Annotated in this window: 13 protein-coding genes and 1 pseudogene; 8 read left to right on the top strand and 6 right to left on the bottom strand. The window is 36.0% G+C overall.

Features of this window, described 5'->3' with window-relative positions; all coding sequences use genetic code 11:
* Positions 1-613 precede the first annotated feature (613 nt).
* On the top strand, positions 614-979 hold the full coding sequence (locus tag ACFIQE_RS05230; protein ID WP_375621424.1) for a response regulator: 366 nt from the start codon (positions 614-616) through the stop codon (positions 977-979).
* Positions 980-1,290: 311 nt separating this feature from the next.
* Here the strand turns inward: ACFIQE_RS05230 and rpsI are convergent, their stop codons facing one another.
* Both rpsI and rplM read right to left on the bottom strand, forming a co-directional pair.
* Entirely contained in the window at positions 1,291-1,776 is a 486-nt protein-coding gene (rpsI, locus tag ACFIQE_RS05225) for a 30S ribosomal protein S9 (protein ID WP_375630114.1), read from the bottom strand.
* 2 nt (positions 1,777-1,778) lie between these two features.
* Positions 1,779-2,243 carry a 50S ribosomal protein L13 gene (gene rplM / locus ACFIQE_RS05220; RefSeq protein ID WP_375707348.1) on the bottom strand — a complete coding sequence of 155 codons (465 nt, stop codon included), beginning with the start codon at positions 2,241-2,243 and terminating at the stop codon, positions 1,779-1,781.
* 296 nt (positions 2,244-2,539) lie between these two features.
* On the opposite strand from rplM, the gene recJ reads away from it, so the two are divergent.
* The gene (gene recJ, locus ACFIQE_RS05215) at positions 2,540-4,324 is read left to right on the top strand and encodes a single-stranded-DNA-specific exonuclease RecJ (RefSeq protein ID WP_375640501.1); all 1,785 of its coding nucleotides are present in this window, start codon (positions 2,540-2,542) and stop codon (positions 4,322-4,324) included.
* A 17-nt stretch (positions 4,325-4,341) separates the two neighbouring features.
* Here recJ and parE read toward each other — a convergent pair whose 3' ends face one another.
* The 4 genes from parE to ACFIQE_RS05195 form a co-directional block, all read right to left on the bottom strand.
* Positions 4,342-6,408: a DNA topoisomerase IV subunit B gene (gene parE / locus ACFIQE_RS05210; protein WP_375621422.1), complete on the bottom strand. Its 2,067-nt coding sequence runs from the start codon at positions 6,406-6,408 to the stop codon at positions 4,342-4,344.
* 81 nt (positions 6,409-6,489) lie between these two features.
* Complete coding sequence (gene lipB, locus ACFIQE_RS05205) at positions 6,490-7,227, bottom strand: lipoyl(octanoyl) transferase LipB (protein WP_375613128.1); 738 nt, start codon at positions 7,225-7,227, stop codon at positions 6,490-6,492.
* A 147-nt stretch (positions 7,228-7,374) separates the two neighbouring features.
* Positions 7,375-8,226: a TPM domain-containing protein gene (locus ACFIQE_RS05200; protein WP_375611497.1), complete on the bottom strand. Its 852-nt coding sequence runs from the start codon at positions 8,224-8,226 to the stop codon at positions 7,375-7,377.
* Positions 8,226-8,852, bottom strand: a complete 627-nt coding sequence (locus ACFIQE_RS05195) for a LemA family protein (protein WP_375621420.1) — start codon at positions 8,850-8,852, stop codon at positions 8,226-8,228. Before ACFIQE_RS05195 ends, ACFIQE_RS05200 begins: the two co-directional genes overlap by 1 nt.
* A gap of 420 nt (positions 8,853-9,272) precedes the next feature.
* On the opposite strand from ACFIQE_RS05195, the gene ACFIQE_RS05190 reads away from it, so the two are divergent.
* The 6 genes and pseudogenes from ACFIQE_RS05190 to ACFIQE_RS05165 all read left to right on the top strand — a co-directional run bounded on the left by ACFIQE_RS05190 (position 9,273) and on the right by ACFIQE_RS05165 (position 17,154).
* The gene (locus ACFIQE_RS05190; RefSeq protein ID WP_375621419.1) at positions 9,273-10,049 is read left to right on the top strand and encodes a class I SAM-dependent methyltransferase; all 777 of its coding nucleotides are present in this window, start codon (positions 9,273-9,275) and stop codon (positions 10,047-10,049) included.
* 1,325 nt (positions 10,050-11,374) lie between these two features.
* The gene (gene hutH / locus ACFIQE_RS05185; protein ID WP_375630120.1) at positions 11,375-12,913 is read left to right on the top strand and encodes a histidine ammonia-lyase; all 1,539 of its coding nucleotides are present in this window, start codon (positions 11,375-11,377) and stop codon (positions 12,911-12,913) included.
* 368 nt (positions 12,914-13,281) lie between these two features.
* Positions 13,282-13,671, top strand: a complete 390-nt coding sequence (locus tag ACFIQE_RS05180) for a hypothetical protein (protein ID WP_375673798.1) — start codon at positions 13,282-13,284, stop codon at positions 13,669-13,671.
* Positions 13,672-14,120: 449 nt separating this feature from the next.
* Positions 14,121-15,503, top strand: coding sequence for an amino acid permease (locus ACFIQE_RS05175; RefSeq protein ID WP_375613124.1), 1,383 nt, complete (start codon positions 14,121-14,123; stop codon positions 15,501-15,503).
* A gap of 727 nt (positions 15,504-16,230) precedes the next feature.
* Positions 16,231-16,518: pseudogene (locus tag ACFIQE_RS05170) on the top strand (hypothetical protein); the annotation flags it as partial.
* Between the two features lie 222 nt (positions 16,519-16,740).
* Complete coding sequence (locus ACFIQE_RS05165) at positions 16,741-17,154, top strand: hypothetical protein (RefSeq protein ID WP_375611503.1); 414 nt, start codon at positions 16,741-16,743, stop codon at positions 17,152-17,154.
* Positions 17,155-17,168 lie beyond the last annotated feature (14 nt).

Below are 17,168 nucleotides of genomic sequence, written 5' to 3'. Positions count from 1 at the left end.
AGTCCTAACAGAGAGACAGGTGGAAGAACATTCGATGCTTTTGCTCATAGTTCATGGGCTTTGAATTAAAAGATATTATCCTTGATAAACTTTGAATTATGCTGTTATTGAATGTTTTATATTAAATAAACCGTGATATTTAATCACGGTTTATTTATTTTTTTTAATCTTAATGACCTTGATAAGTTTATCCTTTTATATCATTAAGATATTGTTTTGTGGATGCCAGTATATGGTGCATTAAATTCAGCTAATCAGTTGCTTTTTAAATTTACTTAAATTTTTTTCTCTTCAAAATGCGCATTTGAGCTAAGTTTGTGGTTGATATTTTTTTATGATGAAAACGCGAATGCATTAATTGAGATATCCATAAACTTTGTATATCAACTCAAAAAATACAAGGTCACACAATCTTACGACTATTTGTGGGTTTTATGTTGATGAACTGAATAAGTATAGCGATGCGTCTTACAAATATTTGCAAAAATGCTTTTATTGGAATCTTTTAATCTCTTTGTGGTTTACAATTCATTTTATCATTTTATCTTAAGCAAAGAGAATGTGGATTCATTTCTATTTCTCTATTTTATCTGAGAAGGGTGGAGTTATACGAATGTCAAAAAAAGTCATGATCGTGGAAGATAATGAGCTTAATATGAAGTTATTTCGCGATCTTGTAGAAGCGAGTGGTTATGAAACCGTTGAAACGCGTAATGGTCTTATGGCATTAGATTTGGCGCGTTCATCAATGCCATCTCTTATCCTTGTGGATATCCAGTTGCCAGAGGTCTCTGGAATAGATGTTATTAAACAATTAAAAGAAGATGAAGAACTTCGATTAATCCCCGTTGTTGCTGTAACAGCTTTTGCTATGAAAGGCGATGAGGAGCGAATTCGTGCCAGTGGATGTGAAGAATATATGTCAAAGCCTATTTCTGTCCCTCATTTTATTACAATGGTAAAGCATTTCTTGGACTAAAGCTTGTTAAGTGATGATAGAAAAAATATTGAAAAGCTTATAAGATTGCTAAAGTTGTCGCGTAAATATTTTTGTGCTTTAGCACGTCGATATATTACAAGTTAGTAAAACAGATTTAAAAAATTGAAACTGAAGTTTTGAATTTTTTCGGTCTATTTTTCTTGCCTTTTATCTTAAGAGAAGAGGTTGTTTTGCATTCTTGTTTTTTCTAATCGGTATAGATTTGTTCCTACATTCATCTAAAAGTCTGTTTTAGCAGTTTAAAAAAGCCCCGTTTTTGTCCGAGGCTTTATGCATTGCAAAAATTGAAATTAACGCTTTGAGAATTGGAAAGAACGACGTGCTTTTGCTTTACCGTATTTTTTACGTTCAACAACACGACTATCCCGGGTAAGAAACCCACCTTTTTTCAAGATTGAGCGAAGTTCTGGTTCGTAATAGGTTAAAGCTTTGGAAATGCCATGGCGCACTGCACCGGCTTGTCCAGAAAGACCACCGCCTGCAACGGTTGCAATAATATCAAACTGGGTATCCCTATTTGTTGCAACAATTGGTTGACGAAGAATCATTCTAAGAACAGGACGAGCAAAATATTTGTCAAATTCCTTATTGTTGATCGTGATTTTTCCAGAACCTGGTTTAATCCATACACGCGCAACAGCGTCTTTACGCTTTCCTGTTGCGTAAGCACGTCCTTGTGAATCAAGCTTCTGCATGTGAACAGGAACAACATTTTCATGTGTTTCTGTAATACTTGTTACTATGCTAAGCTCAGAAAGAGAATTAATTTCAGCCATAATCAAGCAATCCTTTTGTTTTTGCGGTTTAAAACACCAACGTCAAGAGATTCAGGCTGTTGTGCTTCATGTGGATGTTGGCTTCCAGCGTAAACACGTAGATTCTTCAATTGACGGCGACCAAGGGGCCCTCGAGGAATCATGCGCTCTACTGCTTTTTCAATAACGCGTTCGGGAAAACGCCCCTCAAGAAGTTGACGTGCTGTACGTTGTTTGATTCCACCAATATAGCCGGTATGCCAATAATATTTTTTATCCGTATATTTTTTGCCAGTGAGAGCTATTTTATCTGCATTAATGACAATAACGTTGTCACCATCATCAACATGTGGAGTAAATGTAGCTTTATGTTTGCCACGTAAGCGGTTAGCAACAAATGTGGCAAGACGACCCAAAACAAGGTTTTCTGCGTCAATAATAACCCATTTTTTCACCACTTCAGTTGGCTTTTGTGAAAAAGTTGCCATAGAAGTATCCTTTATTCGAACCCTTTTAATATAAGGGAATTTTTACTGTTTTGCGTTGAAAATTGTTACCATAGCGAAATATTTAACGCATACTACTTACTCTGATATAATGTCTTTTGATTGACGTCAAGAGAAAATAAAAACTTTATAAAACAATATGTTACAAGAAAGGTATTATAATACCCCATTAAAAGAAGTTTGTAGACCATTTAAACTTAAAATGAATGTTGCAAAAGACTATTTTATCTTTAACGCATGATTGTATTTTATCGTTCTTCATTATAAAATAAGAAATAATGCAGTGGTCTCGTTATTTTCTCAATGTTGAATCTTCTGCTTGTGGTCAAGCTTGGTTAGATGCCCTTGATGTTCAAGGGATAAATAACGCGCGCGCTATTTCTCAAAAATTTGGCTTTCCAGATCAGTTAGCTCGAGTACTTTCAGCAAGAGATGTGGATGAAGCTGAGGCTGTTGCTTTTATTAATCCAACATTACGTACGCTTATGCCTGATCCAGAAAGTTTTAGGGATATGCAATGCGCTGCAGAGCGTATTGTTAAGGCTCTTTTCAATCAAGAACAGGTTGCTGTTTTTGGTGATTATGATGTTGATGGTGCTTGTTCATCGGCACTCATAGCGCGTTTTTTTCGTTATTTTGGTATTGAAGTCAAAATTTATATTCCTGATCGTATTGTTGAAGGCTATGGTCCGAATGAACAAGCAATGAGGATGCTTGTGCAAGAAGGCGCTCGGTTAATTATCACTGTTGATTGTGGCGCAAACAGTCCTGATGCCGTAAAAGCAGCGAGGCTTGCTGGTGCTGATGTTGTGATTTTAGATCATCATCAAATGTCAGAGATTCATCAAGAAGCTGTTGCTCTGGTCAATCCTAATCGTCCTGATGATTTTTCTAAACAGGGGCATTTATGTGCAGCTGGCGTTGTTTTTGTTACGTTAGCTTGGGTTCATCATTTGCTGCGGAAAAAACAATTCCAAGGACCGCTGCCTGATCTTTTAAGTATGCTTGATCTTGTTGCATTGGCAACCATATGTGATGTCGTTCCATTACAGGGGGTTAACCGTGCTTTTGTGTTAAAAGGGCTTCAAGTTGCTCGTTCTATGCATAATCTAGGAATAACAGCTTTAACAAAGGTTGCACGAATAGGGGAGCCGCTTAATAGTTTTCATTTAGGTTTTTTATTAGGTCCTAGAATTAATGCAGGAGGGCGCATTGGTGATCAAGCTTTGGGAGCACGTTTGCTTAGCTGTGAGAATAAAGATGAAGCGGACAGAATAGCAGAACAATTAGATCGGCTTAATCAAGAACGACAAGAAATGGAGAATATTCAATTAGCACAAGCGGAATCCTATATTGCTTCTCTTTATCAAGGTCAAGAAATACCATTGTCACTTGTAATTTCTCATAAAGAATGGCATCCGGGGATTATTGGTATTCTTGCTTCCCGCCTCAAAGAGCGTTTTTTTTGTCCTGTTTTTGCTATTGCTTTGAAAGAAGATGGAAATGGCGTAGGGTCGGGACGCTCAATTAATGGTATAGATTTAGGAGCAATCGTTCGTGAAGCTGTTACATTAAATTTATTAGAAAAAGGAGGGGGGCATAGTATGGCAGCAGGAATTACAATTCAATCAACAAAAATTGAAATTTTTCGAAAATGGCTAGAAGAAAAAGTTTCTTTAATGGTTTCACAGTTGCGTGCAAAAAAATCTCTTAGTATAGATGGTTCTCTTTCTGCTTCTGGTGTTAATGAAGCGCTGTTTGAATTGCTTGAAAAAGCAGGGCCATTTGGGGCAGGGAATGCAACACCTGTTTTTGTTCTTCCCTCTCATCGACTGGTGAATCTATCTGAAGTTGGTAAAGGACATCTTCGCCTCATTGTATCTAATGTTGAAGGAAAAAAACTACAAGGAATAGCTTTTCGTGCTGTAGGGACATCGCTAGGTGATTTTCTTTTTGAAAATATTGGTGAAATGATTCATTTAGCTGGTCATCTTAGTTTGAATTATTGGAATGGAACGATCAATCCGCAACTGCGCGTGATTGACGCAGCTGCAGTGGTTTGAAAGGGATATTTTTTATATTAGATGTCTAGATTAGAAGCAAAAGTAGAGTTTTCTTGTATGAAACGAAATCGTGCTTCTGGTTTTGTTCCCATGAGACTTTCTACAGTCTTTTTCGTTTCTTGCATTTCCACGGCATCAATAGAAACACGAAGCAATGTACGTTTTTGAGGATGCATAGTCGTTTCTTTAAGTTGTTCTGCGCGCATTTCACCCAGCCCTTTAAAACGCCCGATTTCGATTTTAGCTTTTCCAGTAAATTCAGTTTTGAGCAATTCATCCTTATGAATGTCGTCACGAGCATAAGCAACTTTTCCTCCTTGCGATATTCTATAAAGGGGAGGGACGGCAAGATATAAATGTCCCTGATGAATAAGGTCAGGCATTTCTTGAAAGAAGAAGGTAATGAGCAGTGACGCAATATGAGCACCATCAACATCAGCATCTGTCATGATGATAATACGTTCATATCTGAGATCTTTTTCACGATACTTGGAGCGTGTTCCACATCCAAGAGCAAGGATCAGATCGCTAATTGTTTGGCTTGAGTTCATTTTTTCATGTGCAGCACTGGCGACATTTAAGATTTTACCACGAAGAGGTAAAATTGCTTGGTTTGCTCTATTTCTTGCTTGTTTAGCAGATCCTCCTGCAGAATCCCCTTCAACAATGAATAGTTCAGCACCCACAGCATGGTTCTGGCTACAATCTGCAAGTTTACCGGGCAGACGTAATTTACGGACAGCAGTTTTTCGACTTATTTCTCTATCTTGGCGTCGTCTAACACGTTCTTCAGCACGTTCGATAACCCAATCGAGAAGTTTTGTTGCTTCTTGTGGGGAATTTGCTAACCAATGATCAAAAGGATCGCGAATTGCATTCTCAACGATACGCTGTGCTTCAATGGTTGCTAATCGATCTTTTGTTTGTCCAACAAATTCAGGGTTACTGATAAAGACTGAAAGTATTGCGGCTGTTGAAATCATAATATCGTCAGACGTAATAATCGTTGCGCGCTTGTTTCCTATTAACTCAGCGTAGGATTTCAATCCACGCAAAAGAGCTTGACGTAATCCTATTTCATGTGTTCCGCCTTCTCCTGTAGGAATCGTATTGCAGTAAGATTGCACACAAGAATCACCACCATGCCAAGCGATAGCCCACTCAACGGAGCCATGGCCATTATTGTGTTGTGTTTTGCCAGAAAAAATTTCTGACGTTACTCGATATTCATCTTTTAGTGACGAAAGTAAATAGTCTTTAAGCCCATCGGGAAAATGAAAAACAGCTTTTTCAGGAATATTTTTTGCGCCTTCAAGTATGACGGGATCACAAGACCAGCGAATTTTTACGCCACCAAAAAGATAGGCTTTGGAGCATGTCATCTTATAGATTTTTTCTGGATCAAAAGCTGCTTTTTCACCAAAAATTTCATGATCAGGATGAAAACGAACGCGTGTACCACGACGATTATAAACATCTCCCAGATCTTCCAATCCAGATTGAGGAATACCGCGTGAGAAACGTTGGCGGTAAAGTTTTCGTTCTCGTGCAACTTCAACTTCCATATCATCAGAAAGAGCATTGACGACAGAAATTCCTACTCCATGAAGTCCACCTGCAGTTTGATAAGCCTTTCCATCAAATTTTCCCCCTGAGTGGAGTTGTGTCATAATAACTTCAAGAGTCGATTTCTCAGGCATTTGAGGATGATTTTCAACAGGAATACCGCGTCCATTATCTGTAACGGTTATATAACCGTTCCTATCTAATGAGACCTCAATAGAATCTGCATAACCCGCAACAGCTTCATCCATCGCGTTATCAATAATTTCGGCAAATAAATGATGAAGCGCTTTACTGTCTGTTCCACCAATATACATTCCAGGGCGTAAACGTACCGGCTCTAAACCCTCAAGAACTCGAATAGAGAGGGCATTATAGTCATCTTCTTGCGTATCTTTTGCACTTTTTCTTGAAATCATCGCGTTTGATTTCATTGGAGACTGCAGAGTGTTTTCTTTTGTATTTACCCGAGATTGGGCTTTATTTAAAACACTAAAAAGATCCTTTTTGTTATCGCTCATAGCGTTTAACTATCCACCTCATAAAATCAAATATTTATTAAAATAATTTTATGCCTGTTTTTTATTTAAAAATCAATGCACTTAGGAAACATCGATTGTTGGACCAAAAATTTTTTCAAAAGCGTGTTTGAGAGCAATATCAATATCATGCATTGCTACAGGGCAACCTAGATCAAGAAAGCTTGTTACACCGTGGTTTGTAATTCCACAAGGAACAATTCCTGAATAATGGGCTAAATTAGGATTAACATTGATAGAAACTCCATGAAAACTTATCCATTTGCGCACTCGAATGCCAATAGCTGCAATTTTATCTTCGGAAGAAAGATCATTTTGTTTTGATGGGCAATGAGACTGTTTAACCCAGACACCAACGCGATCTTCTCTGCGTTCGCCTTTAATATTAAAGTTGGCAAGCATCTGTATGATCCATTCTTCTAATGCACTAATGAAAGCACGAATGTCTTGTTTCCGGCGTTTAAGATCAAGCATGATATAAGCAATACGCTGTCCTGGACCGTGATATGTAAATTCACCTCCACGTCCTGCTTCATAAACAGGGAATAAATTAGGCGCCAAAAGATCTTTTTTATTTGCACTCGTTCCCGCTGTATAAAGGGAAGGGTGTTCGAGAAGCCAAACTTGTTCATGCGCAGTTTTTGCAAGAATTTTTTCTACACGTTCTTGCATATAACGCAGAGCTTCAGGATACTCAACTAGATGATCGCTTATTTTCCATTCGACGGGTGGATTTTCTAGAATTGCATTAAAATGATGTGATAAGTGATTACGATCTGTATGTTTCAATTCACATGTCATGGGTAATATTTATCTTGATGTTTGAGTTTGTATTGTAATCAATAAAAGTGATTACAGAGTAAGGTATAGAATTGTTGAATAAAAGAGAATACGTTCATAAAATTTTATCTTAAGAAGATTTGCTACGCTTAAAAATCCACGTTCCTTTTACCATCTTCCTGTTGCACCGCCACCACCTGATGATCCACCACCACCCCTAAATCCCCCTCCACCTCGAGGACCTCCGAACCTTCCACCAGGATATCTGCCACCGGCACTTAAGTTAAGAAACCAAGGTGTGAAGATGATCCCCAGCCAGAGATACTTTTGTGGCCCCACTTTTTTACCAAAAATCATTGCAAGAATAGGAAGACCAAACATTATAAAAAAGGCTAAAAACATAATTGCATTGATTACCATTTCTTCTTTTTCAGCTTGTTTACGTTGTTCTTCAACGATTTTAGCTTTTTCTTTGATGCGAAAAGTAAAATCAGAATCACTTTCTGTAATAACTTTGATAATTGCATCAACTGCTTCAGCAATTCCTTTTTGATAATTTCCTTCGCGAAAATTAGGAATCATGAAGCTATTAATAATGACAGAGGAAAGAGCATCTGTTAGCTCTCCTTCCAAACCATATCCAACTTCGATACGTGCTGTGCGTTCATTCGGTGCAATGACCAGTAATACACCATTATTGATCTTCTTTTGGCCTAATCCCCATGTACGAAAAAGAGAATTGCTGTACGTTTCTATATCGTTGCCCGAAAGAGTAGGGAGTGTTACAAGAACAATTTGATCTCCCGTTTTCTCTTCGAGTGCTGCCAGTTTTTTTGTTAAGTCTTCCTTGGTTGCATTATCGAGCAAATGAGCCACATCATTAACATAACCTGTTAAATGAGGAAATTTTATTTGCGAACAAGCGATACTTCCCAATGCAGCAACTAAATACAGAGAGCAGATAAAAGCCCATAATTTTGGAAATACAATACGTTGCAAAGAGTATCGAAATGATTTCATTAATTAAAATTAACCTTTGGTGTTTGTTGGCTATCTGTATCGATGGTAAAAGTTGGCATGGGTTTAGCATCGCGAAACCATAACTTTGCCCAAATCATCGTCGGCATTGTTTTGAGTGCAGTATTGTAGGCACGTACTGTTTCAATATAATCGCGGCGCGCAACGGAAATACGGTTTTCTGTTCCTTCTAATTGTGATTGAAGAGCAAGAAAGTTTTGGTTTGCTTTAAGATCCGGATAGTTTTCAACAACAGCCATAAGTCGCGAAAGTGCACTTGATAAATTTGCTTGATTTTTGAGATATTGCTGCATAATTTCTGGATTATTCAACATATCTGCATTAATGTTGACTTGTGTTGCTTTAGCACGTGCTTCAATTACATTTGTGAAAACACTTTGTTCATGAGCTGCGTAAGCTTTAACTGTTTCTACAAGATTGGGGATGAGATCTATACGACGTTGATATTGATTGAGCACTTCACTCCATGCTGCATGTGCTTTTTCTTCATTTGTTGGTATCGTATTAAATCCGCACCCACTTAAAAATGGCACTAACCATGCCAAAAGAATCACGATTGGAAATTTTTTTAATATTTTAAACATTGAAGAAGTTTGTACATTTAACATAAAGATGTCTCCACAGATATTTTATGTATTATATAGGGTTTATTTTCTTGGTGGAAAGTATTTTGAACTTTATAAACAGGCGTATTTATCAATAAATTGATATCTCTCTGCGTTTTAGGTACGCTTAAGTGACTTGTTGATATTAAAATAATAATAGTAATATAGATGTCATCTTATAAAAGATCAATAATATTAATATTAATTATTATTACAGAAAATTATATTATTTTCGTAGGAGTTTTGGGTTTCAAAATGTGCAGATAATAACTGGAAAAGAGAAAAATGTAAGGATCAATTTTATAGAAAAATAGAAGGTAAGGGCAGTTCCTATTTTCTTCCTTTAGAAGTTATGCTTAACGTATTGGATAAAAAGACTTTTTAATTATGTATATCAGCAACTGTAAGGAGAGACAAAGTCCTATGATAGAAAGTGTTCAGCGGCAAAGTGAAAAGTTTGATGGATTGGCTAATGATTATGATCGTTATCGTCCTCGCTATCCCCTTACTTTATTTAAAACCATGCTCTTTCCTTTTAAGAACAAAAAGAATTTGTCCATCGTGGATATAGGCGCTGGGACAGGCATCGCATTAGAGGGGATTGTTAAATTTTTAGGCAACGAGCATCAATATCATGCTATTGATGTATCGGAAGATATGATTAAGCAGGGACGAAGAAAATTTCCGAACGTGCGGTGGTATCAGGGCCGAGCCGAAGATCTATTGCCTCAAATAGGCAAGGTAGATCTTATCGTTGCAGCGCAGGCATTTCAATGGATGGATCGCCCTAAATTGCTTTGCGTTATTTCAGATCAACTTCGGGTCAATGGTGTCATGGCGGTTATTCAAAATAATCGTGATTTCAAGCATAGCGAATTTCTAGAGGCTTATGAGACATTGTTAGAGAAGATGAGTCCAAATTATTCCCGTTATTATCGTAATTTTGATTTTTTACAGGAAATGAGTGATGGCTTTGGGGTAGATCCAGAAAAGATTTCTTTTCATACGCACAATTGGACGATGATGATCCCATCTGAAGCTTTTATTGGAATGAGCCGCTCTTCAACGCAAGTGCAACGCGCTATTGCTTGCTATGGGGAAGAATATTTGCGGCAATTGGTCGCATTGATAAAGAAATATGAAGTGCAAGGCAATTTGGAGCTTTTGTATCAAAGTGAGCTCTATATGTATGCAGGATAATCCGATATCGATGATTGCTTTTGCTCTTTTAACACATCAGAGTGGGCGGTATTCAGAAAATTAACGCCTTATTAAGTCAGACTTTGAGAGAGAAAGGTTTTTTCTTCTTCAGCATTCACATTGACATCTTATTACCGCTGATTTTCATTGTTCATTTAATATGAGAGAGTTTAAATAGAAAACTTATGCTCTGCATTATAGCATCGAAGCGCTTTCTTTACTGCAGTTTAACAACAGATTATTTTATAAAATGGAAAGAGGTAGATTGAATAGAAATGTTTGATAATTCTTTGTTTTTATGATTGCTTTTTATTATTAAATGAGAGTGTTTTTAATAAATTTTGACAAAAATAACTGAAAAAGTACAAAAAATTATCATAATCAGAAATTTGTAGTAAAAAAGGTAATGGCTTGGAAGAACCTTAAAAAAACAACTCATTTTGAAATTATCTCTAAATTTAGATTCAGTATAACAAAAAAGTAAAATATAAATATGCTATATGAAGCATTTCTCTGTTTAAAAGATATAATATAAAACAATATATTAATTATTTTTTTTTGATATAAGAAAACTTCTTTTATTTTCTATTTTAAATAACGGGTTAGGCCGATTCTTATGTGGTTTTATTGAAGATGTGTTTTTCAAGATTTAATCTGGCGCTTTAAATACAATTTTAGAAGTGGCAAATAAGCTCAATTTCTTCTCTGTTGTGATGTGTTGAATAAGTTTTTTAATTTTCTATAGAGTTTAATTTTTGCAATCATGATAGATTGTGACAGCTATCTATTTAAGATTTTTATAAGTTTAGTAGGAATAGCTTGATGATAAATCCATTGAGTTCTCCATCTTTACGCTTCATAAAAGAATAAGCCTGCACCATCACACACTTTGTCATTTCCCAATGTTGTGACAGCTCTTGACACGGCTCATAAGAGGAGTAGTCCTTTTTTGTACAGTTTATCCATACGCCAATTTCGCTTATGACGTGCAAGCGAATGGTTTTGATTGATTCAACATACACAGATTTGGAATGAGAGAGTCTAAAGATATTCCGCTCTCTCATTTAATATGAATCATGCTAGATTATAATTATAAATTAATGCGTTATCTATTTTTAAAATCCATGACCTTGGTTGTGTTTGTCAATATTTCATTTTCATTTTCATTTATCGTCAACTATTCTACTTTTGGATAATAACTCCATTGTAAGGAATACCTTTAAGAAAGCATTCTCGCTTTAAAGAGTCGTTATAGTTTTTTTTGTTTTATAGAAGGATCAATAATGCTAAACGTTATACTTTGATAAAAAAAAAGAAAGTAAATTATGACTATTATACTGAAACCGAGCGAGGTGACGCTTAGTGAGCTTGCAGCTATTTATTTTAATGGTGAAGTAAGTAAACTTCATAATGACACGCATTTAGCTATCGAGAAAGGGGCTCAGCGCATTGCTGAAATTGCTGCTGGAAGTGAGCCTGTGTACGGTATTAATACTGGTTTTGGGAAGTTGGCTTCCATTAAAATTGATGCGGACGATGTCGCTGTTTTACAGAGAAACCTTATTTTGTCCCATTGTTGTGGGGTAGGAGAGCCTTTAGCTGAAAATATTGTGCGTTTGATAATGAGCTTAAAGCTTATCTCTTTAGGAAGAGGGGCTTCAGGAGTTCGTCTAGAATTGGTAAATTTGCTGGAAAATATGCTTGCAAAAGGCGTCATTCCTGTCATCCCTGAAAAAGGGTCTGTTGGCGCTTCCGGTGATCTCGCCCCACTTGCTCACATGGCGGCTGTTATGATGGGAGAGGGAGAAGCATTTTTTAAAAATATTCGTATGAGTGGAGCAGCTGCGTTAGAAAAAGCGGGATTGTCCCCTATTATTTTAAAGGCAAAGGAAGGTCTCGCTCTTATTAATGGGACTCAAACCTCAACAGCCCTTGCACTTGCCGGTCTTTTTCGAGGTTATCGGGCATTGTGTGGTGGATTGCTGGCAGGAGCTTTGACAACAGATGCCCTCATGGGGTCAACGGCGCCATTTCATCCTGATATCCATATTTTACGAGGACATTATGGGCAGATTGCCGTATCGAAAACATTAGAAAAACTTGTAGAGAATTCAGAAATTCGTGCAGCACATCTACGGGGTGATGAGCGTGTACAAGATCCTTACTGTATACGTTGCCAGCCACAGGTGATGGGGGCATGTTTTGATATTTTGCTGGCAGCAGCAAAAACACTGATTATTGAAGCAAATGCTGTTACAGATAATCCTTTGATTTTAAGGAATGGTGAAGTTGTATCAGGTGGGAATTTCCATGCAGAACCTGTAGCATTTGCTGCTGATCAGATCGCTCTTGCTTTATGTGAAATAGGATCTATTTCTCAGCGGCGTATTGCTCTTATGGTTGATCCAGCTGTTTCTTATGGACTTCCAGCTTTTTTAGCGCATAATCCAGGTCTTCATTCAGGTTTTATGATCGCTGAAGTAACAGCAGCAGCTTTAATGTCTGAAAATAAGCAAATGGCCTATCCTGCTTCCGTTGATTCAACACCTACTTCAGCTAATCAAGAAGATCATGTTTCAATGGCTTGCCATGGAGCGCGTCGGTTATTGGTCATGAGTGAAAACCTTTTTACACTTATTGGCATTGAAACGCTTGTTGCGGCACAAGGAATTGAATATCGTGCACCTTTAAAAACAAGTACTTTTTTGCAATCTGTTATGGAATGTTTACGAAAAAATGTTGCTTCTCTTAAGGAAGATCGCTATCTGGCTCCAGATCTTCATCAAGGACATATACTTGTGCGTGAAGGGCACTTATTATCTGTTTTACCAGAAACAATTTTTCCTTCATTAAGTTTTCAATAGTATTTGTTTTAAGGTCAATGCTGAAGGGAGGATATTGAATTTTGAAACTTCCTCATATGAAAATATAGAGGAGCAATACTATATTTGAATTATTTAATAAATTATATATTTATTACTGTATATATCTGATTTTTGTAGTTAACTAGATATTTTGTTATTTTATAGAAACTATAAAATTAAAGCACCTATATTTTCTGATTTATATCAGAAATTTTAATATAAGTTAAATAATATATACGAATTATATATTCGTGATATTGTATTTTTATAAATATAAATTATGATATATGTATTGTATCAAGTAAAAATAAAATTTTTATTTTATATTCTTCTTATTTTTAATACTTTATGAATTTTATAGTTCATTTTTGATATTTAAAATAAAAAAGGAGAAAAGAATGTTTAAAAGTGCTAAATTATGTGTTTCAATAACAGTTCTTTTTTTCTCTCAAATTCTTGAGATTCATGCAAATTTTAGGAGAGCTAGCTTTCCAGAGGAAGTTTTCATTATGATAGTGGCTCAAGAGAAAGAGCCTCTTATTTCAGCGAAAAACAAAGATTTTATTGCTATCTCAGGGCAAATTCCCAGAGGTAATGAGAACGCTATCATCGGACCAACAATCAAAGATGCTCTTTTTATCGTATATTTTTTTTTCATTGGAAAGCTTGTCGTTAAGGCAGCTGGAGTCCTTAAAAGATGGGTTGTAGATAAATTTTCTCATGCTTTTGAAGAATTGCGAGATTCGTATTATCATTGATTGAGCTATTCAATTGGCATAAAAAGTTTGTTTTATGGGCTTAAAGAAAGTTTGCTTAAAGTAACAAAAAATTAATTTTATGCGTAGTTAATGTGTTTGTTATGAATTTTTAGGCTTCTATTTCAGTGCACCGAAATAGAAGCCTAAAAGTTTAGCTTACATTAAGGTTAATTTTCTCTGTAAAAAACTATAGAATACGAAATGAATTAAATGACAATTGTGAAAAAATTCATTATCACTTTATTTGAATAAAATAATACGAAATTGTAGGCTATAAAAGCTGAATAATTCGCAATAAAAGTATTTTTTCATTGTTTAGAGCAAAGTGTTGGACTGGCTGGTCTTCGATGTTTTTTGAAATATATTTGTGAAAGAAACATGAGGCTTTATTTATCATAGGGCTGTTATCGTGGTGTGGATTGTCAGCATTTCAAAAAGTAAGGAAAGAAATGGCAATAAATGAACTGAAACGGGGTATGAGTAAGCGCCAAGTTATTTTTTTAGCTCTTGGTTCTGCTATTGGAACAGGTCTTTTTTATGGGTCTGCACAGGCAATTAAGCTTGCGGGTCCCAGTGTTTTGATTGCCTATTGTATTGCTGGTTTAGCTATTTTTATGGTTATGCGGGCTCTAGGAGAGATGATACTTCATAATCCATTGCCTGGTTCTTTTGCTCGTTATGCGGCAAATTACATATCACCATTAGCAGGTTTTTTAACGGGATGGACATATGTATTTGAGATGATTCTTGTTGGTTTGGCTGATATTACAGCTTTTGCGACTTATATGGGGTTTTGGTATCCTGATGTTGCTCCTTGGGTATGGGCACTGAGTATTACATTAATCATCACAGGTATTAATTTAGCGGCTGTAGAAGTCTATGGTGAACTAGAGTTTTGGCTATCTTCTATTAAAGTTATCGCTATCATTGCGATGATTATTTTAGGAATAGCAATTATTTTTTGGGGGTGGGGTGAAGGTGCAGATTTTTCTACTGTTACTGTTCATAATTTATGGAAAAATGGTGGACTTTTTCCCAATGGTTGGTTTGGTTTTTTAGCTTGCTTTAGTGTTGTTGTTTTTGCTTTTGGTGGCATAGAAATCATTGGCATGGCAGTTATGGAAGTTCAAAACCCTCATCAAACGATTTCAAAGGCAATTAATTCTACTCCAGTTCGTATTTTGCTTTTTTATGTCATGACGTTAGCTATTTTAATGTCTCTTTATCCTTGGAATGAGATTGGTCTTATGGATAGCCCTTTTGTATCCATTTTTGAAAATCTTGGGATTTCGTATGCAGCAAATATTTTAAATATTGTTGTTGTTACAGCGGCTATTTCAGCAATGAATAGTGGAATGTATGGTGCTTGTCGTATGATCCATGGTTTATCGCAGGAAGGTTATGCTTTAAAAAAGTTTCAATATTTATCAAAAAATGGTATACCAGTTTTTGTTATTTTGATGATCTTCGGTATCTTTCTTCTTGGTGCTGTCCTTAATTATTTTTATCATGAAAAGCTTTTTTTTCTTATTGCCGCAATGGCAACATTTGCGACAGTTTTTGTTTGGATGATGATTCTACTGTCACAATTTTTTATGCGAATTAAGATGCCTAAAGAAGCTCAGAATGGTTTAAAATTTCCCATTCCATTTTGGCCAATAGGATCGATTTTTTCTATTTTATTTATGGTTTTTATTTTTATTCTCCTATGGTATTTTGATGAGACACGACCAGTTTTAATTATAGGTGTTATTTGGATTGCTTGGCTTGTTATTTGTTTCTATGCACTTAAACTTTATAATTTTAAGCAAAAGAAGCTGAATAAAATGTGAATAGAGAAAAAACTCAAAACAAATAGCTGATGTCATCAGGAGAACAGGTGTTTGATTGTTTTCTCTAAAGATTAGAACAATCTAGATTGAAAAAATCTGCTCGTTATTATTTTGCTTTGGAAGTTTTTGTGAGCCATTGCTTACGGTAACGACCAAATCATATAAATATTAGACGTTTTTTGATGGTGAGCTGTGCCATCAATATAAGTCTTTCAGGTTAAAATGCCTAACAGCGCAAATAGATTTTACCAGATACAAGATTATAGGCAGATATCTTTTTCTAAACGTATTAATGAAGTTCTGTTTTACAAGAGAAGTTATTGTAAGAATTGTTTTTTAAGCTCTTTAAAAAATTGGTTGCTTAAATTTTGTTGTTTAGAAAATTACTATTGCTTTTAGAAGCGAAGATAAAGTTCTTTATGTATTTTTTCTCAAAGAGGATTGGCGTTGGTAGAAAATAGTGGATAACAAAGTTACATGAGGCATTGTATCATTGTTTTTATAAAAACTTTAATAAACAGCAGCAAGGTATCACAATAAAATCTCATAGAAGAGTAAATTAAAAAGAACAATGAACGTGTGAAAGTTTTACGATTCTTATTGTTATTGCTCTCACAAGAGGAAGGATTAAACTTATTTTTTATAATATCGATACGAGAGTAGTTTTTATTACAAGTGGAGGCGGACAAAATGCATTCTGCAACTGTATTTCGGTGCAAAATTATTCAATATTATCATAAAAGGCGCTCAAGAACACTACGACCAGAAAAAACAATCATCGGAAAGTGGCTTTTTACACGAGAAGTCTTCCAATAGCTCTGAAACACACACAACAACGATTCCGTTTATCCTTGAGGTAACAGGCAAATTTGATATGGATGTACAATGAGATGCTACGATTATTGCTTCTCATATGATTTCTGGTCAAGATATCAATGTAATGGGGGAAAGTATGACGATTGTTGGCATGACAGACCATCATAGCAGCCATTCACAGACGCATGAAACAGGTTTTTGATGGGTATAGATATGACTTTGTAAGCCGATGGATTGGCGGTAATGGCTATACCTACGAGACAATACCTGCTGGTAGTAACTTTTTGATAGAATGGTAGAGAGTGGCTACAAATCCCATAAATTCCCATACCTGTCTTGGAGATGTGGATTATAAATGCCAAAAGTTTTATGGCACATTTCATTTAGAACAAAAGCCTTGAATTAAATCATGGAGTAAAAAATGAAACAAACTTTAAAATTATTAAGTGCGATAACTCTATTGAGTATAGCCGGATGTCAGTTTAATAAAACTCCTGGAGGGTATTTGAGTGCGTGGGAAAAGCCAGGAGCAGATTTTACAGAGATAGGAAAAGGCTTGTTAGAATGTGGTATGCCAACTCCTTATGATGTCGATCCAGAAAATAGAAAGCAGAGCATCAATGCAAAAGCAACAATTTATGCTTGCATGCTTCAATCAGGTTTCCGCTATAAAGATGAAGAGGTAGCAAGAGCGGGTGGGCCATGTTATACTTTTAGAGCCGAAAACTTGCCGATTTGTCGTTCAGGCGCTGTCATCCCGAGGCGCAGTGTCAAGAAGCGCTTGAACAGCCCTTTTTGTAAAAAATATAAAAATGCACCTGAATGCAAACCTTAAGTCTTGCTGTTTGT

It is taken from the genome of Bartonella sp. AA1HLJMS (assembly GCF_042197445.1).
In the GTDB taxonomy this organism is placed as follows: Bacteria; Pseudomonadota; Alphaproteobacteria; order Rhizobiales; family Rhizobiaceae; genus Bartonella.
This window is presented reverse-complemented; position numbering and strand designations above follow the sequence as displayed.